The organism is Bacillus sp. FSL K6-2865 (assembly GCF_040311405.1).
Taxonomy (GTDB): domain Bacteria; phylum Bacillota; class Bacilli; order Bacillales; family Bacillaceae; genus Bacillus; species Bacillus velezensis.
This window is the reverse complement of the sequence record NZ_CP152036.1, coordinates 2902339-2927504: the sequence shown is the minus strand read 5'-3', so window position 1 is coordinate 2927504 and position 25166 is coordinate 2902339. Positions and strand designations below refer to the sequence as shown.

General features: G+C 48.2%; 24 protein-coding genes and 1 other annotated feature. Of the genes, 22 read left to right on the top strand and 2 right to left on the bottom strand.

Annotated features, from left to right (window positions below):
• Positions 1-4 precede the first annotated feature (4 nt).
• Positions 5-835, top strand: a complete 831-nt coding sequence (gene ytxC, locus NYE42_RS14380; protein ID WP_015240356.1) for a putative sporulation protein YtxC — start codon at positions 5-7, stop codon at positions 833-835.
• A gap of 409 nt (positions 836-1244) precedes the next feature.
• Entirely contained in the window at positions 1245-3176 is a 1932-nt protein-coding gene (gene thrS, locus NYE42_RS14375; RefSeq protein ID WP_043021587.1) for a threonine--tRNA ligase, read from the top strand.
• A gap of 53 nt (positions 3177-3229) precedes the next feature.
• Here the strand turns inward: thrS and NYE42_RS14370 are convergent, their stop codons facing one another.
• Positions 3230-4024 (bottom strand): HAD family hydrolase, encoded by a 795-nt coding sequence (locus NYE42_RS14370; RefSeq protein ID WP_015240354.1) that lies wholly within the window; start codon positions 4022-4024, stop codon positions 3230-3232.
• 186 nt (positions 4025-4210) lie between these two features.
• Between NYE42_RS14370 and NYE42_RS14365 the strand changes: the two genes are divergently transcribed.
• The 8 genes from NYE42_RS14365 (at position 4211) to NYE42_RS14330 (ending at position 9788) form a co-directional block, all read left to right on the top strand.
• Positions 4211-5992 (top strand): sensor histidine kinase, encoded by a 1782-nt coding sequence (locus tag NYE42_RS14365; RefSeq protein WP_015417977.1) that lies wholly within the window; start codon positions 4211-4213, stop codon positions 5990-5992.
• Positions 5970-6704: a LytTR family transcriptional regulator DNA-binding domain-containing protein gene (locus NYE42_RS14360; protein ID WP_007408091.1), complete on the top strand. Its 735-nt coding sequence runs from the start codon at positions 5970-5972 to the stop codon at positions 6702-6704. The genes NYE42_RS14365 and NYE42_RS14360 overlap by 23 nt, the downstream gene beginning before the upstream one ends.
• A 129-nt stretch (positions 6705-6833) precedes the next feature.
• Positions 6834-7271, top strand: coding sequence for an antiholin-like murein hydrolase modulator LrgA (gene lrgA, locus NYE42_RS14355; protein WP_007408092.1), 438 nt, complete (start codon positions 6834-6836; stop codon positions 7269-7271).
• A 12-nt stretch (positions 7272-7283) separates the two neighbouring features.
• A complete protein-coding gene (gene lrgB / locus NYE42_RS14350) occupies positions 7284-7967 on the top strand; it encodes an antiholin-like protein LrgB (protein WP_007408093.1) in 684 nt (227 codons plus the stop codon).
• Positions 7968-8149: 182 nt separating this feature from the next.
• Positions 8150-8280 (top strand) — a sequence feature (ribosomal protein L20 leader region).
• Between the two features lie 58 nt (positions 8281-8338).
• Complete coding sequence (infC, locus tag NYE42_RS14345; RefSeq protein ID WP_071543361.1) at positions 8339-8860, top strand: translation initiation factor IF-3; 522 nt, start codon at positions 8339-8341, stop codon at positions 8858-8860.
• Positions 8861-8872: 12 nt separating this feature from the next.
• Positions 8873-9073, top strand: a complete 201-nt coding sequence (gene rpmI, locus NYE42_RS14340) for a 50S ribosomal protein L35 (RefSeq protein WP_003152493.1) — start codon at positions 8873-8875, stop codon at positions 9071-9073.
• Between the two features lie 31 nt (positions 9074-9104).
• Positions 9105-9464: a 50S ribosomal protein L20 gene (rplT, locus tag NYE42_RS14335; protein ID WP_003152495.1), complete on the top strand. Its 360-nt coding sequence runs from the start codon at positions 9105-9107 to the stop codon at positions 9462-9464.
• Positions 9465-9521: 57 nt separating this feature from the next.
• A complete protein-coding gene (locus NYE42_RS14330; protein ID WP_039254261.1) occupies positions 9522-9788 on the top strand; it encodes a DUF1294 domain-containing protein in 267 nt (88 codons plus the stop codon).
• Between the two features lie 15 nt (positions 9789-9803).
• Here NYE42_RS14330 and NYE42_RS14325 read toward each other — a convergent pair whose 3' ends face one another.
• Entirely contained in the window at positions 9804-10196 is a 393-nt protein-coding gene (locus NYE42_RS14325) for a hypothetical protein (RefSeq protein ID WP_007408095.1), read from the bottom strand.
• A gap of 183 nt (positions 10197-10379) precedes the next feature.
• On the opposite strand from NYE42_RS14325, the gene NYE42_RS14320 reads away from it, so the two are divergent.
• From NYE42_RS14320 to cstA, 12 genes are all read left to right on the top strand, one after another.
• Positions 10380-11465: a M42 family metallopeptidase gene (locus NYE42_RS14320; protein WP_007408096.1), complete on the top strand. Its 1086-nt coding sequence runs from the start codon at positions 10380-10382 to the stop codon at positions 11463-11465.
• A 141-nt stretch (positions 11466-11606) separates the two neighbouring features.
• Positions 11607-12572, top strand: coding sequence for a glycoside hydrolase family 43 protein (locus NYE42_RS14315; protein ID WP_064115668.1), 966 nt, complete (start codon positions 11607-11609; stop codon positions 12570-12572).
• A gap of 182 nt (positions 12573-12754) precedes the next feature.
• Positions 12755-14248 (top strand): L-arabinose isomerase, encoded by a 1494-nt coding sequence (araA, locus tag NYE42_RS14310; RefSeq protein WP_326245648.1) that lies wholly within the window; start codon positions 12755-12757, stop codon positions 14246-14248.
• A 1-nt stretch (position 14249) separates the two neighbouring features.
• Positions 14250-15935, top strand: coding sequence for a ribulokinase (araB, locus tag NYE42_RS14305; protein ID WP_352426552.1), 1686 nt, complete (start codon positions 14250-14252; stop codon positions 15933-15935).
• Positions 15928-16617, top strand: a complete 690-nt coding sequence (gene araD / locus NYE42_RS14300; protein WP_003152509.1) for an L-ribulose-5-phosphate 4-epimerase — start codon at positions 15928-15930, stop codon at positions 16615-16617. The genes araB and araD overlap by 8 nt, the downstream gene beginning before the upstream one ends.
• Positions 16604-17401 carry an HAD-IIA family hydrolase gene (locus NYE42_RS14295; RefSeq protein ID WP_352426551.1) on the top strand — a complete coding sequence of 266 codons (798 nt, stop codon included), beginning with the start codon at positions 16604-16606 and terminating at the stop codon, positions 17399-17401. The genes araD and NYE42_RS14295 overlap by 14 nt, the downstream gene beginning before the upstream one ends.
• A complete protein-coding gene (locus tag NYE42_RS14290; RefSeq protein ID WP_352426550.1) occupies positions 17398-18582 on the top strand; it encodes a sn-glycerol-1-phosphate dehydrogenase in 1185 nt (394 codons plus the stop codon). The genes NYE42_RS14295 and NYE42_RS14290 overlap by 4 nt, the downstream gene beginning before the upstream one ends.
• A 31-nt stretch (positions 18583-18613) precedes the next feature.
• The gene (locus tag NYE42_RS14285; RefSeq protein WP_080130673.1) at positions 18614-19909 is read left to right on the top strand and encodes an ABC transporter substrate-binding protein; all 1296 of its coding nucleotides are present in this window, start codon (positions 18614-18616) and stop codon (positions 19907-19909) included.
• 41 nt (positions 19910-19950) lie between these two features.
• Positions 19951-20892 carry a sugar ABC transporter permease gene (locus NYE42_RS14280; protein ID WP_007408105.1) on the top strand — a complete coding sequence of 314 codons (942 nt, stop codon included), beginning with the start codon at positions 19951-19953 and terminating at the stop codon, positions 20890-20892.
• 19 nt (positions 20893-20911) lie between these two features.
• Positions 20912-21739: a carbohydrate ABC transporter permease gene (locus NYE42_RS14275; protein ID WP_032871724.1), complete on the top strand. Its 828-nt coding sequence runs from the start codon at positions 20912-20914 to the stop codon at positions 21737-21739.
• A gap of 18 nt (positions 21740-21757) precedes the next feature.
• Positions 21758-23257 (top strand): alpha-N-arabinofuranosidase, encoded by a 1500-nt coding sequence (locus tag NYE42_RS14270; protein ID WP_352426549.1) that lies wholly within the window; start codon positions 21758-21760, stop codon positions 23255-23257.
• Positions 23258-23367: 110 nt separating this feature from the next.
• Positions 23368-25164, top strand: a complete 1797-nt coding sequence (gene cstA, locus NYE42_RS14265; protein WP_007408107.1) for a carbon starvation protein CstA — start codon at positions 23368-23370, stop codon at positions 25162-25164.
• The last annotated feature ends 2 nt before the right edge of the window (positions 25165-25166 follow it).

Sequence of the window (25166 nt, the reverse complement as noted above, 5' to 3'; positions counted from 1 at the left end):
AAATATGCTTGAAGTGATCTTTGAAGATGACCACGATACTGCCGCTTTTTTACATCTCATTCAGCAATCGGACGACCGGAGACATTTTATTGTCCGTGAAGGCATAAAAAAAGTCGGAATCGCAAGGTCTGAAACGGCTTTTTGCGTTCAGCGCTTTATTGAGCCGATACTTGTCAGGTTTTTTTTGGAATGCAAAGAAGACGAGCATATGCTTTCGCTTATTGAGGATGCATACTGCTTCACCGATCAGGATGAACAGCAGCAAATCCTTCAGCTTGCACACAGCATTATGGAAGGAGAGCTTGATGATCATCCGTTCGAGCCGAAGAAAGAGCCGCGCACACAGTTTATTTCAGATGCGCTCCGGACGATTTCACTTGATGCGGGTGTTTTTTCCGTGCGTTCGTTTCAGACGTTCCGGCTCGGCAGGTATTATGAGCGGCTCAGAGAATACGCGGAGGCTGCGATAGATGAATATCGGATGGAACAGGAATATCAAAACTTTATCCAGTCTCTGAGAGATTATGTGACATCCAATCCGCCGCGGATGAAGAAAGTCCGCATCGTACATGACCGGGCTTTTACGCTGTGGGAGCTGCGCTATTTGTCAGAACGGGAACAGAAAAAATACATAGACAGACGGTTTGTGCGGGAGCACCCGATGTATATAGATTCCCATCTCCTTGCGCCGCTGATCTCCATTGCGCCTGAGACGGTAGAACTGTATACGGACAAACCGGAGCATATGATGTCCAGAACGATTCAAAACGTGTTTCAGGAGAGGGTGCGCCTTTTTCCGCTGGGCGCGTTTGCAGCCGAGAAGACGGAAGGATAGCCGTACGGACGGCCTTGCGTAAGCGGCAGGGCTGTCTGTGCGAAATCAGACGGAAAACCGAGTTGCATTTTTCTCGCAGACATTTTATAATACATAAAAGATTAATGATTGCTACACGTATTGATAAGGACATGAAGCATTGATACCGGCTTTATAAGAGAGGAGAGCCCAGGCTGAAAGCTTTCCAGCTATGGATCATTGTCTTTACCGCCTTTGAACTTCAGCTGTGAACGCCGGAAGAAGCGCCAGTAATAGCTGACGGGAACTCCCGTTACAGAGTTTAGAGCCGCAGGTGCCGAAACAATCGGCCGCGCGGAAAAAAGGGTGGAACCACGATTCCGTTTATTTAACCTCGTCCCTTTCATAGGGGGCGGGGTTTTTGATTTGCATAAAAAAAGGAGTGACGAAGATGTCAGATATGATCAACATCACATTTCCGGACGGAGCGGTAAAGGAATTTCCGAAAGGAACAACAACAGAAGATATCGCGGCATCCATCAGTCCGGGATTAAAGAAAAAGTCTTTAGCCGGAAAACTGAACGGACAGGAAATTGATTTAAGAACGCCGATTCAAGAGGATGGTGCCGTAGAAATCATAACAGAAGGCACAGAAGAAGGTTTGAACATCATGCGGCACAGCACGGCGCATTTATTGGCCCAGGCGATTAAACGCATTTATAAAGATGTGAAATTCGGAGTCGGCCCCGTCATTGAAAACGGGTTCTATTATGACATTGAAATGGAGCAGGCGCTGACGCCGGATGACCTTCCGAAGATTGAAAAAGAAATGAAACGCATCGTCGGTGAAAATCTGCCGATTATCCGAAAAGAAGTGAGCCGTGATGAAGCAAAAGCCATGTTTGCGGAAATCGGCGATAATCTGAAGCTTGAACTGCTGGATGCCATCCCTGAAGACGAAACGGTCTCCATTTATGAGCAGGGCGAATTTTTTGACCTGTGCCGCGGCGTGCACGTGCCGTCTACAGGCAAAATTAAAGAATTTAAGCTGCTGAGCCTTGCGGGCGCATACTGGCGCGGCGACAGCAAAAACCAAATGCTTCAGCGCATTTACGGCACGGCCTTCTTTAAAAAGGATGACTTGAAAGAGCATTTGCGCATGCTTGAAGAAGCGAAAGAGCGCGACCACCGAAAACTGGGCAAAGAATTAAAATTGTTTGCCAACTCTCAAAAAGTCGGACAAGGTCTGCCGCTCTGGCTGCCGAAAGGCGCGACCATCCGCCGCGTGATCGAGCGCTACATTGTGGATAAAGAGCTGAGCCTCGGTTATGAGCACGTCTATACGCCTGTTCTCGGAAGCAAAGACCTGTACGAAACATCGGGCCATTGGGATCATTATCAGGATACGATGTTCCCGCCGATGGAAATGGACAATGAAACACTCGTGCTCCGTCCGATGAACTGTCCTCACCATATGATGATTTACAAGCAGGACATTCACAGCTACCGCGAGCTTCCGATCCGGATTGCAGAGCTGGGAACGATGCACCGATACGAAATGTCCGGGGCGCTTTCAGGTCTTCAGCGCGTACGCGGCATGACGTTAAATGACGCGCACATTTTCGTCCGCCCTGATCAGATTAAAGAAGAATTCATCCGCACGGTCCGTTTGATTCAAGACGTATACGAAGACTTCGGCCTGAATGATTACACATTCCGCCTGTCTTACCGCGATCCTGAAGACACGGAAAAATATTTTGATGATGATGAGATGTGGAACAAAGCGCAATCCATGCTGAAGGCGGCAATGGATGAGATGGGGCACGACTATTATGAAGCGGAAGGCGAAGCGGCGTTTTACGGCCCTAAACTTGACGTGCAGGTGAAAACGGCGATCGGCAAAGAAGAGACATTGTCAACTGTACAGCTTGACTTCCTTCTTCCGGAACGCTTTGATCTCACTTACGTCGGAGAAGACGGCAAACAGCACCGCCCTGTCGTTATTCACCGCGGCGTCGTGTCAACGATGGAGCGTTTCGTTGCTTTCTTAATCGAAGAGCACAAAGGCGCCCTTCCGACATGGCTTGCGCCGGTGCAATTCCAAGTCATTCCTGTATCACCGTCCGTGCATCTTGACTATGCGAAAAAAGTGCAGGAGCGCCTGCAGCGCGAAGGCCTGCGTGTCGAGCTTGACAGCCGGGACGAAAAAATCGGCTATAAAATCCGTGAAGCGCAAATGCAAAAAATCCCGTACATGCTTGTGGTCGGTGACCAAGAAGCGGAAAACGGCGCGGTAAACGTCCGGAAATACGGCGAGCAGAAATCAGAAACCGTCTCATTGGACGATTTTGTGAAAAAGGCTGTAGCCGAAGCGAAAAAATAACCGGAAATACAAAAACCCCGTTCATTCAGAATGGGGTTTTTTTGCGTATAACATTATCTTTCTTTTTGTTTCTCTATAATCGCAAACAGCTCGTGAAGATCGCTGATCACGTAATCAGGCGCAATGTCCGTATCATTTTTCTTTTGCGTCCGGTTTACCCAGACTGTCGTAATGCCTGCCCGTTTCGCTCCCAATATATCAGTATTGAGGTTATCTCCGACCATAATGGCGTCTTCTTTTTTCAGGTTCAGGAGGCCGAGGCAATGTTCGAATATGGAGGCGTCGGGTTTCCCTTTTCCGAAAGCGCCTGAGATGACGATTTCATTAAAATAAGGCGCGAGCTCAGGAACGCCGGCGAGTTTTTCTTTCTGCAGGCTGGGATCGCCGTTTGTCAGCAGAAGCAATTCATAAACACCTTTCAGCTTATCAAGCACCGCAAACGTTTCATCATACACGTACGGACGCTGTCTGCGTTCCGCCGCGAAAAACTCCGCCAAATATTCGCCGTAAGCCGCATCGTCTATACCGACGCTTTTTAAGCCGTTCGTCCAGGCGTTTCGTCTGTATTCCGGGGCAATCCGATTCAGCTGTTTAAATCCTTCGCTGACCGGCTCGGAAAAATTCGCCCACAATCCTTCAAACGGATTAATGCCGATCATGACCGTATAAGGATAGGTTTCGTATGACATATACAATTCCCGTGCCGCTTTCCGAACCGCATCTTCAAATGTATGCGGGTCAAGGCCATATTTTTTTTCCGCTTGTAAACATGTTTCCCTGAATGTTGTTCTGACGCTTTTTTCATCCCATAACAGTGTATCGTCCAAATCAAAAAATACGGCTTTCATGATCTTCTCCTCTTTGTTATATTCTGAAACTCTCTGCCGCAAGGCTCCCGTTTATTCTACAATAGATATATAGACTGTGAAAGATTTGTTTTCAGATGATTTGAAAAAAACAGGCAGGTTTGTGTCAGATTCTGTCTCAGGCTCAAAAACGTGATAAAATAAAATTTGAAAGAACAGGTGAAAAGTATGCTGCATTTGATCATCATGATGCTGGAAAGAGTCGGAATTATCGTCATATTGGGATTTGTTCTGGCTCATACCAGATTGTTCAGACAGGCGCTCCAGCAGCCTGAGAGCTATAAAGGCAAAGCGGTGCTGATTTCAATTTTCTCGCTGTTCAGTATCATCAGCAACTATACGGGAATAGAAATTCAGCGGAATACAATCATGAATAATGACTGGGTGTTTCAAATTAATCCGTCCGGTTCAATTGCCAATACAAGAATTATGGGCGTTGAAATCGGCGGACTCTTAGGCGGCCCGTATGTGGGGATCGGCGTCGGCATACTGGCCGGCCTGCATCGTTTATCACTCGGCGGCGCGACCGCAGTCAGCTGTGCCGTCTCATCCGTTTTAGCGGGCATTTTGTCCGGCTGGATCGGACGGTATTTCAGAAAACGCTATGCGATGCCGACACCGCGGGTGGCCGCGCTTGTCGGACTCGGAATGGAATCGCTGCAAATGCTGCTCATCCTCTTGATGGCCAAGCCGTTTTCTGATGCTTGGACGCTTGTGAGCATCATCGGCATCCCGATGATATTGGTAAACGGGTCAGGGACTTTTATTTTTCTTTCGATCATTCAGTCGATTATCCGGAAGGAAGAACGGGCGAGAGCCCTTGAAACCCACAGGGTGCTGATGATTGCCGACCAGACGCTTCCGTTTTTCCGCCAGGGGCTGAATGAAAGCTCATGCAAAAGCGTCGCCGCCATCATTCACAGTCAAACAGGAACGGACGCGGTATCGCTTACGGATAACGAAAAGATTTTGGCGCACGTCGGCGCGGGTGCCGACCATCATATTCCGTCTGAAAGCCTGATCACCGGATTGTCAAAACGCGTCATTAAAACGGGTCATATTATGAAAGCGACATCAAAGGAAGAAATTGAATGCACGCACGATCCCTGTCCGCTGCATGCGGCGATCGTATTGCCGCTGACGTCAAACGGCAAAACGATCGGGACGTTGAAGATGTACTTTAAAAGCCCGTCAGGTTTAAGCCGGGTTGAAGAAGAGCTTGCAGAAGGACTCGCCATGCTGTTTTCCACTCAGCTTGAACTCGGCGAGGCGGAACTGCAGAGCAAATTGCTGAAAGACGCAGAAATAAAGGCGCTTCAGGCACAGGTCAATCCGCATTTTCTGTTTAATGCGATCAATACGATTTCTGCTCTTTGCCGTACGGATGTGGAAAAAACCCGAAAGCTTCTGCTGCAGCTCAGCGTCTATTTCCGTTCCAATCTGCAGGGGGCAAGGCAGCTGCTCATCCCGCTTTCTAAAGAACTGAACCATCTGCAGGCGTATTTATCATTGGAGCAGGCCCGTTTTCCCGGGAAATATAAAATCAGTCTTGAAATCGAACGCGGTTTGGAGGACATCGAAATTCCTCCTTTTGTGCTGCAGATTCTCGTCGAAAATGCGCTCCGCCATGCATTTTCAAGAAAGCAGGACAGCTGTGCCGTCAATGTCAGCGTGGTATCCGCCGGTCAGTCGGTTTTAATGCGGGTTGGAGACAACGGGCGGGGAATTGATCCGGAATTGCTGTCCGTGCTCGGAAACCGTCCGCTGCCGTCTAAAGAAGGGACGGGAACCGCGCTTTACAATTTAAATCAGCGGCTGATCGGGCTGTTCGGCCCCAAAGCAGCCCTGCGATTGGAAAGTGAGGCCGGCAAAGGTACGGACGTATCATTTGAGCTGCCTTTGAAACTGATGACTAAAGGAGAAGAACATGCTGAAGGTGTTAATCGTTGATGATGAAATGCTGGCAAGAGATGAATTAGCTTATTTGCTGAAACGGACGAATGAAGTAAGTGACATAAACGAAGCTGAAAATATTGAATCCGCTTTTGACAGTATGATGGATCAAAAACCGGATCTGCTGTTTTTGGACGTTGATTTGTCAGGAGAAAACGGATTTGACATTGCCAAACGGCTGAAAAACATGAAAAATCCGCCGGCCGTCGTTTTTGCGACGGCGTATGACCAATTTGCTTTAAAAGCCTTTGAAGTCGACGCGCTCGATTATTTAACGAAGCCTTTTGATGAAGAAAGAGTGCGCCAGACGATCAGAAAGTTTAAAAGAGTGAAGCGGGACAGGGCAGGAGCCGTCTCAGAGCAGCCGTCCGCAGCCGGAGCGCATAAACTGGCTGTATCAGCCGGTGAATCTATTGTCATTTTAGATACGAAGGACATTATTTTCGCCGGCATGGAGGACGGACACGTTTCCGTTAAAACGTTTGCCGCGTCTTATTCCGTTCATGAAACTTTGGCGGTCATTGAGAAAAAACTGCCTGATACGGGTTTCTTGAGAGTGCACCGCGCGTTCATCGTGAATACGGAGCATATTACGGAAATTCATCCGTGGTTTAATTCGACGTACAATCTTATCTTAAAAGACGGCTCTAAAATTCCCGTCAGCCGTACATACGCCAAGGACTTAAAAAAGCTGCTTCATATTATATGAGGCGGCTTTTGCATTTCAGCAGCCGTTTCTTGCATTTCAGAATGAATATTCAGCCGTTTGTTATGAAAGCGCTTTAAAAGGCGATTTCTCTTTTATAATGAACCTAACAAAGAGAAAGAGGTGAAGAAAATGAGTGCGAAAAAAGTGTACGGATTTCTGACACAAGCATTTATTTTTGCCGTAATTATGCTCATATCTAATGGGATTGCAGCGATTGTCCCCATTCCTATACCCGCTTCCGTAGTAGGTTTGGTGTTATTATTTGTCCTCTTATGCCTGAAAGTGATTAAGCTTGAACAAGTAGAAACGCTGGGAACATCATTAACGTCACTGATCGGATTTTTATTTGTCCCGTCGGGCATCTCCGTGATGAATTCACTTGGCGTCATGCAGCAGTACGGCGTGCAGATCGCACTCGTCATCTTACTCGCTACCATCATTCTGTTAGGGGCGACGGGCCTTTTTTCTCAGCTGATCTTGTCTGTCAGCCAAAAACGTCAGAAGGCAGCCCCTGAAAAACAAACGGTGCGCCGTTCCAATCAGGAAAAAGAACTTGTGCAGCATTAGGAGGGAAATCGGATGAGTCCATATTTCGGTATTGTCGTTTCACTTGCGGCCTTTGGCATCGGCACGTATTTATTTAAAAAAACGAGAGGCTTTTTCCTCTTCACCCCGCTGTTTGTCGCGATGGTGCTTGGAATCCTTTTTCTGAAGCTCGGCGGTTTTTCATATGAAGATTATAAAAGCGGAGGAGACATTATTAAATTCTTCCTGGAGCCCGCGACGATCGCTTTTGCCATCCCTTTATACAAACAGCGTGACAAACTGAAAAAATACTGGTGGCAGATCATGTCTTCTATCATTGTCGGCTCTATCTGCTCAGTCACGATTGTCTATTTGATCGCAAAAGGCATTCATCTTGACGCGGCCGTTATGAAAAGCATGCTTCCGCAGGCGGCGACAACGGCAATTGCCCTTCCGCTGTCAAAAGGAATCGGCGGCATCACCGACATCACCGCTTTCGCCGTTATTTTCAACGCCGTTATCGTCTATGCTCTGGGCGCTCTATTCTTAAAACTGTTTAAAGTAAAGCACCCGATCTCTAAAGGACTGGCTCTCGGCACATCCGGACACGCACTCGGTGTTGCGGTCGGTATTGAGATGGGAGAAGTAGAAGCGGCAATGGCAAGTATCGCGGTTGTCGTCGTAGGAGTGGTGACGGTGCTGGTCATTCCAGTATTCGTTCAGCTCATCGGAGGATAAACCCGGGTCATAGACCCGGGTTTTTTTATTGTGTTGGCACGTCCGCGTGCGGCAAAGAACGAAATTTCACATTTTTCCTTGCGCTCGCCCCGGCATCGTGTTAAAATGAAAAAGTTGATCCGGAGAAGTCATTCTTGACTAATGATCCGGTATTGTGTAGAATAGTTATTGAATTGAATATAAATCACAAGCAGAGGCACCCGCTTCTCACCTGATTGACACATTCATGTAGTTGGCAGGTTGACCGTACATTTTTATTTATGCAGATGTTCGTAGTGTGGGTGTGTTGTCACGCCCGCACTTTTTGTTTGCCTGCAGAATGCAGTCAACAAGCGTTGTGAATCAATTCGAAGAAACTATGGAGGTGGCTCATTATTAGCAAAGATCAATTGGTTAATGAGGGTATCCGTGCACGTGAAGTTCGTCTGATCGGACAAAATGGCGATCAGCTCGGCATCAAGTCCCGTCAGGAAGCACTTGAAATCGCCGGCCGCGCAAATCTTGACCTTGTGTTAGTTGCAGCAAATGCAAAACCGCCTGTCTGCCGCATCATGGACTACGGTAAGTTCAGATTCGAGCAGCAGAAAAAGGACAAAGAAGCACGCAAAAATCAAAAAATCATTAACTTAAAAGAAGTTAGATTAAGTCCGACGATCGATGAGCATGACTTTAACACGAAATTGCGCAATGCGATTAAATTCCTTGAAAAAGGCGATAAAGTGAAAGCTTCTATCCGCTTTAAAGGGCGCGCAATCACTCATAAAGAAATCGGCCAGCGCGTATTGGACCGTTTCTCTGAAGCATGTGCGGAAGTTGCGACAGTCGAAACAAAACCAAAAATGGACGGCCGCAGCATGTTCTTAATGCTCGCGCCGAAAAACGAAAAGCAATAAGGAGGAAATCCCATGCCAAAAATGAAAACTCACCGCGGATCTGCTAAACGTTTTAAAAAGACAGGTTCTGGGAAGTTAAAACGTTCTCATGCATACACAAGTCACTTATTCGCCAACAAATCCCAAAAGCAAAAGCGTAAGCTTCGCAAGGGTGCTATTGTGAGCGCAGGAGACTTCAAACGCATCAAACAACAGCTTGCCAACATCAAGTAATCGGACAAGGAACAATTAGGAGGGAAATCTAATGCCAAGAGTAAAAGGCGGAACTGTTACACGTAAGCGTCGTAAAAAGGTTCTTAAATTAGCAAAAGGTTATTTCGGTTCAAAACATACATTATACAAAGTAGCAAACCAGCAGGTCATGAAATCAGGAAACTATGCATTCCGTGACCGCCGTCAGAAAAAACGTGATTTCCGTAAGCTTTGGATCACTCGTATCAACGCTGCTGCACGTATGAACGGTCTTTCTTACAGCCGTTTAATGCACGGTCTTAAGCTTTCAGGCATCGAAGTAAACCGCAAAATGCTTGCTGATCTTGCTGTAAACGATCTTACTGCTTTCAATCAGCTTGCTGATGCTGCTAAAGCTCAGTTAGACAAGTAAGTTGAAAAAGCCGCTCTCTTTACGGGAGCGGTTTTTTTACGTAAAGGGTGACAATCAATGGCTCTCTTCATTTACGCCGTATTGATAAACGGATACGGCTTTTGGATCATGGGCGCTGATAAAAGAAGAGCAAAGGCGCACAGGTGGAGAATATCAGAGAAACGAATATGGCTCACAGCCGCCATGTTCGGCTCACTCGGCGTATGGATCGGCATGCGCACCTTCAGGCATAAGACGAAACACAAATCCTTTTTATACGGGGTGCCGCTGCTTTTTCTCACTGAAGCCGTCCTTGTGCTGATGTATTTGATGTATAAAACATAAAAAAAGCAGGAGAGCTTATCGCTCGCCTGCTTTTTTCGCTTTTTTGATGGGCTGGTCCCAATCAATCTTGCAATTCGGGTACCGCTCCAATACCTTTTTTTCGACTTCTTCAAAATCACCTGCAGAAAAGCGGTTCAGCTTTTCCGGATTTTCGGTCCATACAAAAATCGTATGAATAAACAGCGGATGATCTTTGGAAGGGATATGCTTTTCTCCTTCAAAGAGCACTCCTTTATAAGTAAGCTGGAGATTTTTTCGCGTGTTTTTCTGTTCGTCAATAAAATAAAAATTCTCTTTTGATTGCGCCAGTCTGAGCCTTCTTTTCGGGTTTGCGTAAAATTTGACGCCCATGTAAATAAAATAAATAAGAAGTGCAAGCAAGACAATCCTCAATACTGTAATGGCCATATGTGTGAAGGCACCTCCTCACCTTTGTCATGATCTGATGTAATACGAAAAACAAAACAAAAGGTTTCATTTTTTTAAAAGAAATAGATAAAAACATTTACCCGTTTTTCAGGCGAATTAATCGTATGCTTCAGCATTGGTTTTGTATAATAAGAAGGGTAGTGAAAAAAAGGAGGTCTATTGATGACAAAATTAGATGAAACGCTCACCATGCTGAAAGCGTTAACGGATGCAAAAGGGATACCGGGAAATGAGAGAGAAGTAAGACAAGTGATGAAATCATACATAGAACCATTTGCCGATGATGTCACAACAGACCGGCTGGGAAGCTTAATCGCCAAAAAAACCGGCAAAGAAAACGGTCCGAAAATCATGATCTCAGGGCATTTAGACGAAGTCGGTTTTATGGTGACACAAATCACTGATAAAGGCTTTCTCCGCTTTCAAACCGTCGGCGGCTGGTGGTCTCAGGTCATGCTGGCCCAGCGCGTCACCGTCGTGACAAAAAAAGGGGACATCACGGGGATCATCGGTTCGAAACCGCCTCACATTCTGCCTCCTGACGCCAGAAAAAAAGCCGCCGATATTAAAGAGATGTTCATCGATATCGGAGCGTCCAGCCGTGAAGAAGCAATGGAATGGGGCGTTCTTCCGGGTGACCAGATTGTGCCGTATTTTGAATTTACAGTGATGAACAATGAAAAACATTTATTGGCGAAGGCATGGGACAACCGTATCGGCTGCGCGATTGCCATCGATGTATTAAAAAATCTGAAAAACAGCGATCATCCGAATGAAGTATATGGGGTTGGAACGGTTCAGGAAGAAGTCGGGCTTCGCGGGGCGAAAACAGCGGCACATACGATTCAGCCTGATATCGCGTTCGGTGTGGATGTCGGAATTGCCGGAGATACACCGGGAATTTCTGAAAAAGAGGCGCAAAGCAAAATCGGCGAAGGGCCGCAAATTATTCTGTATGACGCGTCAATGGTATCTCACAAAGGGCTGCGCGACCTTGTCGTGAACACGGCGGAAGAAGCGGGAATTCCGTATCAATTCGATTCCATTGCCGGAGGGGGCACGGATTCAGGTTCCATTCATTTAACCGCAAACGGAGTGCCGGCGCTGTCCATTACGATTGCGACGCGCTACATTCACACTCATGCCGCTATTTTGCATCGGGATGATTATGAGAATACGGTGAAATTGATCACAGAAGTGATTAAAAAATTAGACCGGGAAACGGTTGACCGTATTACTTATCAATAAAGATACGGAAGAATCTGCTTTTTTAAGCAGATTCTTTTTTTTGTCTGTACAAATATGAGCCCTGCGTCTACAATAAGAGAAGGCATAGAAAAATCTGACAACATGTTTTTGAAAGCGCTTTAAAAAAGGGAGGGTTTACAAATGAAAAACAGATTCAGACGCATGATCCGCTTTTCATGCGCAGCCGTTACAGCCGGTCTGCTGCTGATGTCTTCATCTCCGGCATCTGCCGCGTTTTGGGGGGCATCAAATGAATTGCTTCACGATCCGACAATGGCGAAGGAAGGAAACACGTGGTACGCTTTCGGAACCGGTTTGGAAGGGGAGAGGGGGCTTCGCGTCTTAAAGGCGGGCAGCGGCGGCATATGGACCGTTCAGAAATCAATCTTTACTTCCCCGCTGTCATGGTGGGGCAATTATGTGCCGAATTACGGGCTGAATCAATGGGCCCCCGATGTTCAATATTTTAACGGAAAGTATTGGCTGTATTATGCCGTTTCTTCATTCGGCAAAAATACCTCCGCGATCGGTCTTGCATCATCTACAAGCCTCAGTTCGGGAAACTGGAAGGACGAAGGGCTCGTCATCCGTTCAACAAGCGCCGATAACTACAATGCAATTGATCCGGAGCTGACAATTGATAAAGATGGAAACCCTTGGCTTGCCTTCGGTTCTTTTTGGAGCGGCATTAAGCTGACAAAGCTTGATAAAAATACAATGAAACCGACGGGATCACTTTATTCTATCGCTGCCAGACCGAATAACGGCGGAGCTTTGGAAGCGCCGGCCATCACCTACCAGAACGGCTACTATTACTTAATGGTGTCGTTTGATAAATGCTGTTCAGGCGTGAATAGTACGTACAAAATCGCTTATGGAAGATCCAAAAGCATCACCGGCCCATATCTCGATAAAAGCGGGAAAAGCATGTCAGAAGGCGGAGGGACGATTCTTGACTCCGGCAATGACCGCTGGAAAGGCCCGGGCGGTCAAGACATTGTGAACGGGAATATTTTAGTGCGTCATGCGTATGATGCCGAAAACAGCGGAATTCCGAAGATGCTCATCAATGATATCGATTGGAGTTCAGGCTGGCCTTCCTATTAATTGATCAGCCGGGCATGTGTGTCCGGCTTTTTTACTTGCAATAAAAGATTGACAGTTTGATTCCTCCTTAACTATAATAAAATTGTTCGTACAAATAAAAGGATTAAAGTTTTATAGTTTATATTCGTACGTATATTTTTAAAAATGCAAGCGCTTTATTTTGATAGGAAGGGGAAATGAATGTGCTTCAGAACAAAGAATATGAATTTTGGTTTGTAACGGGAAGCCAGCACTTATACGGAGAGGAAACGCTGCAGCTTGTCGATAAACACGCAAAGGGAATATGTGACGGCCTCAGCGGGGTGTCATCAAAATACAAGATCAGGCATAAACCGGTTGTCACGTCATCTGAAACGATCAGAGAGGTTTTGCGGGAAGCGCAGTATCAAGAAAACTGTGCCGGGGTCGTGACATGGATGCATACATTTTCCCCTGCGAAAATGTGGATTGAAGGTCTTTCCGCTTTTCAAAAGCCGATGCTTCATCTGCATACCCAATATCACCGCGACATCCCGTGGGAAACGATTGATATGGACTTTATGAACAGCAACCAATCCGCTCACGGAGACCGGGAATACGGGTATATCCAGTCAAGAATGGGGCAGACGAGAAAAGTCATCGCAGGCTATTGGGATGATGAGGAAGTCAAACATGACATTTCGCAATGGATGAACACTGCTGCCGCCTGGAATGAAAGCAGGAATATTAAAGTAGCCCGGTTCGGCGACAATATGCGGAATGTGGCGGTTACTGACGGAGACAAAGTCGGCGCCCACATCCAATTCGGCTGGCAGGTTGACGGGTACGGAATCGGCGATCTTACCGAGGTGATGAACAACGTCACCGACGGAGAAATTGAGGCGCTTTATGAGGAATACGACAAATTGTATGTCATCAGCGGCGAAACAAAACGGGATGAAGCAAAAGTTGCTTCCATTAAAGAACAGGCGAAAATTGAACTCGGATTAACGGCCTTTCTCGAACGGGGCGGATATACAGCGTTTTCGACCTCCTTTGAAGTTTTGCACGGAATGAAGCAGCTTCCGGGTCTTGCCGTTCAGCGTCTCATGGAAAAAGGGTACGGATTTGCCGGCGAAGGCGATTGGAAAACGGCTGCCCTTGTGCGAATGATGAAAATAATGGCGGACGGAGAACAAACCTCCTTCATGGAAGATTATACGTACCATTTTGAACCGGGGCGTGCGATGATTCTCGGATCACATATGCTTGAAGTATGTCCTACGATCGCCCTTGATCAGCCGAAAATCGAAGTCCATCCTCTCTCAATCGGAGGGAAGGAAGATCCGGCCCGGTTGGTCTTTAACGGAATCGGCGGCTCAGCCATCATCGCCAGCATCATTGATATCGGCGGGCGATTCCGTCTCATTCTGAATGAAGCGGAAGGCAGGGAGATTGATCATGATATGCCGAATCTTCCTGTGGCGCGGGTGCTATGGAAGCCGGAGCCATCGCTGAAAACAGCTGCGGAAGCATGGATTTTGGCGGGAGGCGCCCATCATACTTGTATGTCCTTCCGGCTTACGGCTGAACAGATGCTTGACTGGGCTGAGATGGCAGGCATAGAAAGCATCTTTATTTCCCGCAATACCGAAATACATGAGCTGAAAAAAGAGTTGAAATGGAATGACGTATTATACCGGCTGGGAGGGAATTGATATGGCGTATACGATTGGTGTTGATTTCGGCACATTGTCCGGCCGGGCGGTGCTTGTCAATGTCCGCACGGGCGAAGAAATCGCGTCTGCGGTAAAAGAATACACTCATGCCGTCATTGACCGCACGCTGCCGAAGACGGGTGAAAAACTCCCTCGGGACTGGGCGCTTCAGCATCCTGCCGATTATATCGAAGTTCTGGAAACGGCAATTCCGAACCTGCTTCAAGAGGCGGGCGCTGATCCAAAAGACGTGATCGGCATAGGAATTGATTTTACCGCCTGCACGATTTTGCCGATAGACGTCGCGGGGCAGCCGCTTTGTATGCTGCCGGAATTTGAACGGGAGCCCCACAGTTATGTGAAGCTGTGGAAGCATCATGCGGCTCAAAAACATGCAGACCGTTTGAACACGATTGCCGAAGACACAAAAGAAACATTCCTTAAAAGATACGGCGGTAAAATTTCTTCTGAATGGATGATCCCGAAAATCATGCAAATCGCGGAAGAAGCGCCGCATATATACAAGGCGGCAGATCGGATTGTGGAAGCGGCAGACTGGATCGTCTATCAATTGTGCGGTTCATTGAAGCGAAGCAACTGCACGGCCGGCTACAAAGCAATCTGGAATGAGGAGACGGGGTATCCGCCGGATCATTTTTTTGAAAAGCTCAACCCGTTAATGAAAACGATTACAAAAGATAAATTAAGCGGCACCATTTATTCAGTCGGGGAAAAGGCAGGAGGTTTGACCGAAAAAATGGCGGAGCTGACCGGGCTTCTGCCGGGGACGGCCGTTGCGGTCGCCAATGTCGACGCCCACGTGTCAGTGCCCGCGGTCGGTATTACAGAGCCGGGGAAAATGCTGATGATTATGGGAACGTCCACCTGCCATGTGCTGCTCGGCGAGGAAGAACATATCGTCCCCGGTATGTGCGGGGTCGTCAATAACGGCATCTTGCCCGGATATGCGGGATATGAAGCGGGGCAGTCCTGTGTCGGCGACCACTTTGAATGGTTCGTCAAAACGTGCGTTCCGAGAGACTATGAGAAGGAAGCTGAGGATAAACACATAGACATTCACGAGCTGCTCAGCAAAAAAGCAGCTGAACTTGTTCCGGGGGAAAGCGGCCTTCTCGCGCTTGACTGGTGGAACGGAAACCGGTCAACCTTGGTGGACGCCGATTTGACGGGCATGATGCTCGGCATGACGCTGCACACGAAGCCGGAAGAAATCTACAGGGCATTGATTGAAGCGACGGCGTTCGGAACGAGGATGATTATCGAAACGTTTCGGGAAAACGGCGTTCCGGTCGAGGAGCTTTACGCAGCCGGAGGAATCGCTGAGAAAAATCCATTTATCATGCAAATTTATGCAGACGTCACAAATATGGACATTCAATTATCCGGTTCTCCGCAGGCGCCGGCACTGGGCTCCGCGATTTTCGGAGCGCTCGCCGCGGGACGGGAAAACGGGGGATACTCCAATATTGCCGAAGCATGTGCGCATATGGGGAAATTAAAAGACGGCTTTTATGCCCCGAACCGGGAAAGAGTTGAGATTTATGACAGCTTATATGCTGAATATAAAGAGCTCGTACACTACTTCGGCAAAGAAAACAATGTCATGAAACGCCTGAAAGCCATTAAAAACCGTGATTTTGCGAAAGGGGGGAGCCGCCATGCTTGAAGCGTTAAAAGAAGAAGTGCTCGCCGCCAATCTGAAGCTTGAGGAACATAACCTTGTCACGTTTACATGGGGGAATGTCAGCGGCATTGACAGAGAGAGCGGGAGAATCGTCATTAAACCGAGCGGTGTCGATTACAGTGAGCTGACCGCTGACAAACTGGTCGTCCTGAATGAGGACGGAGACATTCTCGAAGGCTCGCTGAAACCGTCTTCTGACACGCCGACCCATCTTTATCTGTATAAAGCGTTTCCGGCTATCGGCGGAATCGTTCATACGCACTCCCGCTGGGCGACGAGCTGGGCTCAGTCCGGAAGAGACATACCCGCTCTCGGAACGACTCACGCGGATTACTTTGAAAGCGCTATACCCTGCACGAGGGAAATGTATGAAGAAGAAATTGTGAAAGATTACGAATATCATACAGGCAAAGTCATAGCCGAAACTTTTCAAAACGAACCGTATGAACAAAATCCGGGTGTCCTCGTCCACAGCCACGGCCCGTTCTGCTGGGGAACGGACGCGCTGAATGCCCTGCATAACGCCGTTGTGCTCGAAACGGTAGCGGAAATGGCCTACCATTCGCTTATGCTGAACAAACAGCTCAGTCCGATCGACAGAGTGCTGCATGATAAGCATTTTTACAGAAAACACGGGGCGAATGCTTATTATGGCCAAACTTGACGCAGCCGGGTTTCTGATTGATTTAGACGGAACCGTATTCAGGGGGCGGGAGCTGATTGACGGCGCGAAAGAAGCCGTTCATATCCTTCAGTCACTGGGCAAAGCCGTTGTCTTTTTAAGCAACCGCGGCAATCTATCAAGAGCAATGTGCCGAAAGAAACTGCTGGGTGCCGGTATCCGCACGGATGAACGGAGCATCGTGCTGTCCTCCAGTGTGACGGCATCATTTTTAAAGAAGCATTATCCTTTGTCAAAGGCGTGGGTGTTAGGAGAAAAAGGGCTGACTGATGAACTCGCTTTAGCGGGTGTCGCCCTGGCGCAAAACCCGCAGGCGGCAGACTGGCTTGTCATCTCCCTGCATGAAACCGTCACCTATGAGGATCTGAATCTCGCTTTTAAGGCGGCTTCCTCCGGCGCGCGCATCATCGCCACGAACCGGGACCGCTCCTTTCCGAATGAAGGCGGCCATGCCATGGACGTCGCGGGAATGATCGGGGCCATTGAAGCATCCGCCGGAGCAAAAACGGAGCTTGTCATCGGCAAACCGTCTTGGCTGATGGCTGAGGCGGCATGTGAAGCGCTCGGACTTCCCCCTGAGGAATGCGCCATTATCGGAGACAGCCTCGAATCAGATATCGCAATGGGCAGCCTGTACGGGATGAAAAGCGTATTGGTTCTGACGGGGTCGGCCAAACTTGGGGAGCCCCGTCTATATGAACCTGACGTCGTCCTTGATTCTATTAAAGACCTGACAGAATTAGCGAAGGAGGGAATCCTTTCATGAAACGTTCTCCTGAGGACATTCAATCCGAGTTTAACAAGGAAGGGGCCAGCCGCTCACCGATTCAAATAGAAGATATCGTGATCGGGGCGAATGCAAAAGAAGAGCTTCTCAGATTTCTGCAAAAAAAATGCTGGAATCATCCGGTCATCGTCTGTGACCGGAACACGTACGAGGCGGCGGGGCGTCTGCTTGCGGACGAATTGAGGGCAGGCGGGATCAAAGCGTCAAAAGTCATTATTCCGGAGCATGAAGCCGGGGCCGCCGCGGCTGATGAGAGGACATTGGTCTATACGCTGATCAACCTCGCGGAAGAGACGGATGTCATCATTGCGTCCGGTTCAGGAACGATTCACGACATTACGCGGTTTGCCGCCTGCCAGCGCGGATTGCCGTTTATCTCATTCCCTACCGCTCCGTCAGTCGACGGTTTTACGTCGGCGGGAGCGCCGCTCATATTAAACGGAATCAAAACGACGATTCAAACGAAAGCGCCGATCGCCTTATTTGCGGATACGAATGTATTAAAAGAAGCGCCCCGTTCAATGACAGCCGCGGGCTTCGGAGACATGCTCGGAAAAATAACATCGCTGGCAGATTGGGAGATTTCCCGCAGGCTTGCGGGTGAGCCGTACTCAGAAGCCGGGGCGAAGCTTGTGAAAGACGCGCTTTGGCAGTGCATTGATCACCGCGCTGACATTGCCATGGGAACGGAGGCCGGCATTCAGATACTGATGGAAGCGCTGATCGTTTCGGGTCTTGTCATGCTTGCGCTTGACCACTCCCGCCCCGCCTCAGGAGGAGAACATCACATCTCGCATTGGATTGAGATGGAAATGCTGAAGGCAAAACAGCCTCCGATTCTCCACGGTGCGAAGGTCGGCTGTGCGTGCGCGGTGCTGAGTGATATTTACAAAGAACTGGCTTGTCACGAAAAGCTTGCTGAACTGCCGCCGCACTTTCGCGAGGCGATTCAATCTGCATATGAAGGGCTTCCCGACGGCAAGACAATTGCCGGGTGGCTCGCATCTGCGGGAGGTCCCGCCTGTTTCGATGAGATCGGTGTAAAACAGGACCTTGTCAGCGATGCGCTTAAGCATGCGCACACACTGCGAGACCGTTATACCGGTTTAACCATCATAAATGAAAATGCAGCGCTCTTTGCACATCATTTGCATCAATAGCCGCACGGCCTAAAGTGGAAGGGGTAATGACATGAAAAAAACGACCGCTGTATGTTTGGTGCTGATGATGCTCTTCTTGTTTACCGCCGGCTGTTCACAAGAACGGACTGCCGGCCGGCCGGGAGAAACAGAGCTGACGTTTTGGACATTTAACGGTCTGCACGAACAGTTTTATCAGGAAATGGTCAAAGAATGGAATCAGAAATATCCGGATCGCAAAATCAAGCTGAATACCGTTGTTTATCCTTATGGACAAATGCATGATAATTTATCGGTTTCGCTGATCGCGGGTGAGGGGCTTCCCGATATAGCCGACGTGGAATTAAGCCGGTTCTCGAACTTTCTGAAGGGGAAGGATATCCCGCTTGCCGATCTGACGCCGCTGATTGAAAAAGACCGCGATAAGTTTGTGGAAGCGCGTCTGGCCTTATACAGCAAAAACGGAAAATTGTACGGCCTTGATACACATGTGGGGACGACCGTCATGTTTTACAACATGGATATCATGAAAAAAGCGGGCGTTGATCCCGCCTCCATTAAGACATGGGAAGATTACCGGCGGGCAGGGAAAAAAGTGCGTGAGACCGCTGGGAAACCGATGGGAACGGTTGAAACAAACGACTCCGCCACATTCCTATCCATGATTTCGCAGCAAGGGTCAGGCTACTACAGCAAAAACGGAAAATTGATTCTGAACAGCAAGACGAATACAGACACACTGAATTATGTAAAGGACATGGTAAATGATAAAACCCTTCTGCCGGCTCCCGGCGGCGGCCATCACAGCGAAGAATACTACGGTTTTATGAATCAGGGCGGGGCAGCCTCAGTGCTGATGCCCATTTGGTACATGGGACGGTTTATCGATTATATGCCTGATTTAAAAGGCAAAATGGCGATTTACCCTATGCCGGCCTGGAAAGAAGGCGGTGACAGATCAGCGGGTTTAGGCGGAACAGCCACCGTTGTGCCGAAGCAGGCTGAACATCTGAAGCTCGCGAAAGAATTTCTCGGTTTTGCGAAAGGTTCGAAGGAAGGGAATATAAAGCTTTGGACGGTGCTCGGCTTTGACCCGCTCCGCTGGGACGTGTGGGATTCAAAAGAATTGAAGGAGAAAAACAAGTACACGGATTTCTTCCGGAACGGTACGTCAATTTTTTCCTCGCTCCTTGAAATAAAAGATGAGATCAATCCGATTTATCTGCATGAAGACTTCTCTAAAGCGGCTGATCTCGTTGTCAGACAAGTGCTGTTCGATGCGCTGAAGACGCAGGAAAAAACACCTAAGGAAGCCTTGGACGAGGCGGCAGAGCAATTAGAGAAATAGGAGAAGCCGCCCTATTTAACAGTGAAAGCGGGGGAGCTTTTATGAGACCTGTAAAGACAGAGACAGCGCAAACCGTTTCTGCAGTCCGGAAGAAGCCGCGCCGGCGCAATGTGCTGTATTCAAAAAAAGCGGCGCCTTATCTTTTTACGGCGCCATTTATCATTTCGTTTCTCGTTTTCTTTTTGTATCCGATTATCAGCGTGTTTATCATGAGCTTTCAGCGGATACTGCCGGGAGAAATTACATTTGTCGGGTTTTCCAATTATACCGCTCTTCTTAATCCAACCTTTTATACGGCATTATTTAACACATTGGAATATACCTTCTGGACGCTGATCGTGCTGATTCCGGTGCCGCTTCTTTTGGCGGTGATTCTGAATTCGAAGCTCGTCAGGTTCAGAAATGTGTTTAAATCGGCTCTGTTTGTACCGGCTTTAACATCGACGATCGTAGCGGGGATTATTTTCCGTCTGATGTTCGGAGAAATGAATACGTCGCTTGCAAACGAGCTGATGATGAAGCTTGGCGCATCACCCCAAAACTGGCTCAACAACAAAGGCACCGGCATGTTTTTAATGGTGCTGCTTGCGTCATGGAGGTGGATGGGGATTAACATTCTTTACTTTCTGGCAGGATTGCAAAACGTGCCGAAAGAATTGTATGAAGCGGCTGAAATTGACGGGGCGAGTACGTGGAAAAAGTTCCGGCATATTACCCTTCCATTTTTAAAGCCGGTGTCCGTTTATGTGTTAACGATCAGTATTATCGGCGGTTTCAGAATGTTTGAGGAAAGCTATGTGCTTTGGCAGAATAATTCCCCGGGCAATATCGGCCTCACGCTTGTCGGTTATTTATATCAGCAGGGGCTTGCATACAACGAAATGGGGTACGGGGCCGCAATCGGAATTGTCCTTTTGCTTGTCATCTTACTAGTCAGTCTTGTTTCACTGAAACTGTCCGGTTCGTTTAAAGGGGAGGGATAAAGCGTTGCGTAACAATCACATGTCTTCCGTGTACAGAGTCGCGTTTACCTTGTTTTTTATCATGCTGAGCCTGTTGTATATCTTTCCGATGATCTGCCTATTGCTCGGTTCTTTAAAGCCGTCATCTGAGCTGATGCGTATCGGGCTGAATCTGCGTCTTGATCCGGATGTGATGAGCCTTGATAACTACACCTATTTGTTCAACGGGGGGAGCATTTATTTCAAATGGTTTTTTAACAGCCTGCTGCTCGGCGTTCTCACCACGGTTCTCACGCTGTTTTTTTCCTCTTTGATCGGCTACGGACTCGGTGTCTACGAATTTAAAGGCAGAAATATTATTTTCGTTCTTGTGCTGATCATTATGATGGTGCCTCTTGAAGTGATGATGCTTCCGTTGTTCAAATTGACGGTGGGTCTTCATTTGATCGATTCTTATACGGGAGTGATTCTGCCGTTTATTGTGTCGCCTGTCGCCGTGTTCTTTTTCCGGCAATATGCGCTCGGACTTCCGAAGGATCTGCTTGATTCAGCAAGAATGGACGGCTGCACCGAATTCGGCATTTTTTTCAGAATTATGGCGCCGCTCATGAAACCGGCATTCGGGGCAATGATCATTCTTCAATCTTTAAACAGCTGGAATAACTTTTTATGGCCGCTGATCGTGCTTCGGTCGAAAGAAATGTTTACGCTTCCAATCGGACTTTCAGGGCTGCTGAGTCCGTACGGCAACAACTATGACATGCTGATTTCCGGGTCCGTTTTTGCGATACTGCCGGTGATCATCATATTCTTGTTTTTCCAAAAATACTTCATTTCCGGACTCACAGTAGGCGGAGTGAAGGGATAGAGAGAGGGAGGAAATATAATGAAAAAAGCGGGGATTACAGCAGATAAAGAATATATCATCGGTGAAGTGGACAAACGGATGTACGGATCATTTATAGAACATATGGGCCGGGCGGTGTATGAAGGCATTTATGAGCCCGGACACCCGAAAGCCGACAAGGACGGCTTCAGAACAGACGTGCAGGAGTTAATCAAGGAATTGCAAGTGCCGTTCATCCGCTATCCGGGAGGGAATTTTCTCTCGGGCTACAATTGGGAAGACGGCGTCGGGCCGGTGAAGGGCCGCCCGCGGAGGCTAGATTTGGCATGGCAGACGACAGAAACGAACGAAGTAGGGACGAATGAATTTTTAACGTGGGCGAAAAAAGTGAACGCCGAAGTGAATATGGCGGTCAATCTCGGGACGAGAGGGATCGATGCCGCCCGGAACCTCGTCGAATACTGCAACCATCCTGAAGGGTCATACTGGAGCGACTTACGAAAATCGCACGGATATGAAAAACCTTACGGCATCAAAACATGGTGCTTAGGAAATGAGATGGACGGCCCTTGGCAGATCGGTCATAAAACGGCGCATGAATACGGACGGCTCGCCGCTGAAACGGCAAAGGTGATGAAATGGACGGACCCGACGATCGAGTTGGTGGCTTGCGGAAGCTCAAACAGCGGCATGCCGTCCTTCATCGAGTGGGAGGCCGAGGTGCTTGAGAATACGTATGAGCATGTGGATTACATCTCACTGCATACGTATTACGGCAACCATGAAAATGATCTTGAGAACTATTTGGCGAAGTCGATGGATTTAGACCATTTTATTAAATCCGTCACAGCCGTATGTGATTATATGAAAGCGAAAAAACGCAGCAAAAAAACGATTCACCTTTCTTTAGATGAATGGAATGTGTGGTATCACTCAAATGAAGCGGATAAAAAAGTGGAGCCATGGATTACGGCCCGGCCGATTCTTGAAGACATCTACAATTTTGAAGATGCGCTGTTGATCGGTTCACTGCTGATTACCATGCTGCAGCATGCGGACAGACTAAAGATCGCCTGTCTCGCCCAGCTTGTCAACGTAATTGCGCCTATCATGACCGAAAAGGGCGGAGAAGCATGGAGGCAGCCGATCTTTTACCCTTACATGCACGCCTCTGTCTACGGGAGAGGGACTTCGATGAAGCTGCTAATTACCTCCCCGAAATACGACTCGGCGGATTTTACGGATGTGCCGTATGTTGATGCCGCGGCCGTTTACCATGAAGAGGATGAAGCACTGACCATTTTTGCCGTCAACAAAAGCAAGGAACTGATGGAAACGGAGATCAAACTGAGGGGGTTTGAAGATTACCGCATCATTGAGCATATCGTGCTGGAGCATCAGGATATGAAAGCGACCAATCAAAAAAACAGAAATGAAGTCACGCCTCACTCAAACGGAACGTCTTCAGCAAATGCTGAAGGGATAACGGCTCATTTTAAGCCGCTGTCCTGGAATGTCATCCGTTTATCAGGAAAATAGCGTTCCGAAAAGCCGGGCTTAGTCGCCGGCTTTTTTTTACGCAAAAATCATCTACTGTTATCTGATAATTGTGATAATATTTAGAAAAAGAGAAAAGGGGCTGGGATTAAATGAATGCGATTACAATCGTCATAGCGTCTATATGTATTCTGGCGATCGCCTATCGGCTTTACGGTACCTTTATGATGGTCAAAGTATTAAAAATCAATGATCAGACACCGACTCCGGCCCATGTGCTTGAGGATGGGAAAGATTATGTGCCGACGAATAAGTGGGTGTCATTCGGCCACCACTTCGCGGCAATCGCCGCTGCCGGCCCGCTTGTCGGACCGATTCTGGCAGCTCAGTTCGGCTATCTGCCCGGGCTTTTATGGCTGTTAATCGGGGCGGTGATCGGAGGAGCCGTGCACGATATTGTCGTATTGTTTGCATCAATGCGGAAAAACGGGAAAACGCTTTCTGAAGTCGCCAAAGAAGAGCTTGGCCCGGTGGCGGGCTTTTGCACGGGTCTTTCCATGCTGTTTATCATTACGATCACGATGGCGGGGCTGTCCATGGTTGTGCTGCACGCGCTTGAGAAAAACCCGTGGGGAACGTTTGCGGTGGGGATTACGATTCCGATCGCGATGGGGGTCGGCCTCTACTATAAAAAAACGGGCAATCTCAAACTCGCATCAACTGTCGGGTTTCTTTTGTTAATGGCCGGTGTTGTCATCGGGCCGTGGCTGCAGACAACGGCTCTCGGGGACATGCTGACACTGGATGCGAAAACGCTTGCAGTGGCGCTTCCTGTCTATGCGTTTTTCGCCGCGGCGCTTCCGGTTTGGCTTTTGCTGGCTCCGCGTGACTATTTAAGCAGTTTTATGAAAATCGGGGTTTTTGCCGCTTTGATCGCAGGCGTCTTTTTCGTCAATCCCGCCATTAAATTTCCGGCCGTAACGGAGTTTATTCACGGCGGAGGGCCGGTGATCGCGGGTCCTGTCTGGCCGTTTATTTCAATAACGATTGCCTGCGGCGCCATTTCGGGCTTTCATGCATTTGTCGGTTCCGGCACAACGCCGAAAATGCTGGATAAATGGAGTGATATAAAGCCGGTTGCTTTCGGAGCGATGCTTGTGGAATGTCTCGTCGGAATTATGGCGCTCATTGCAGCTGCCGCTCTTGAGCCCGCCGACTATTTTGCTATTAACAGCACGCCTGAAATATTCCGCACCCTCGGGATGAATGTCGTCCATCTGCCTGAATTGAGTAAAGAAATCGGGCTCAGTCTGGAAGGAAGAACGGGCGGCGCTGTTACGCTTGCCGTCGGAATGACGTATATCTTTACGGAGATTCCGTTTTTCAGTCATTTGGCTTCATACTTTTTTCAATTCGTCATTATGTTTGAAGCGGTGTTTATTTTAACGGCGATTGATGCGGGAACCCGTGTCGCCCGGTACTTGATTCAAGAGTTTTTCGGAGAGGTCTATAAGCCGCTGAAAAAAACAGACTGGCTGCCGGGCTCGATTTTCTCAAGCGCGCTCGCCTGCCTGCTGTGGGGCTATCTTCTGTATTCGGGCGACATCAGCTCCATTTGGGCGCTGTTCGGCGTATCCAATCAGCTTATGGCGTCTGTCGGCTTAATTATCGGTGCGACCGTCGTATTAAAAATAGCGGATAAGCGGCGCTATATGCTGACATGCCTGATTCCTCTCGCTTATTTGTACGTGACCGTCAACTATGCGGGTTATTGGATGGTGCGGTATGTGTATTTGAACCCCGAAGCGGCGGGATACAACGTGCTGAATGGCGTTTTATCCATTATCATGCTCATTCTCGGGCTTGTGATTATCATTGCGGCTGTGAAAAAATGGGCGAATGTATGGCGTGACCCGAGTGCCAGACTGGAAGCTTCAATACCCGGATAAAT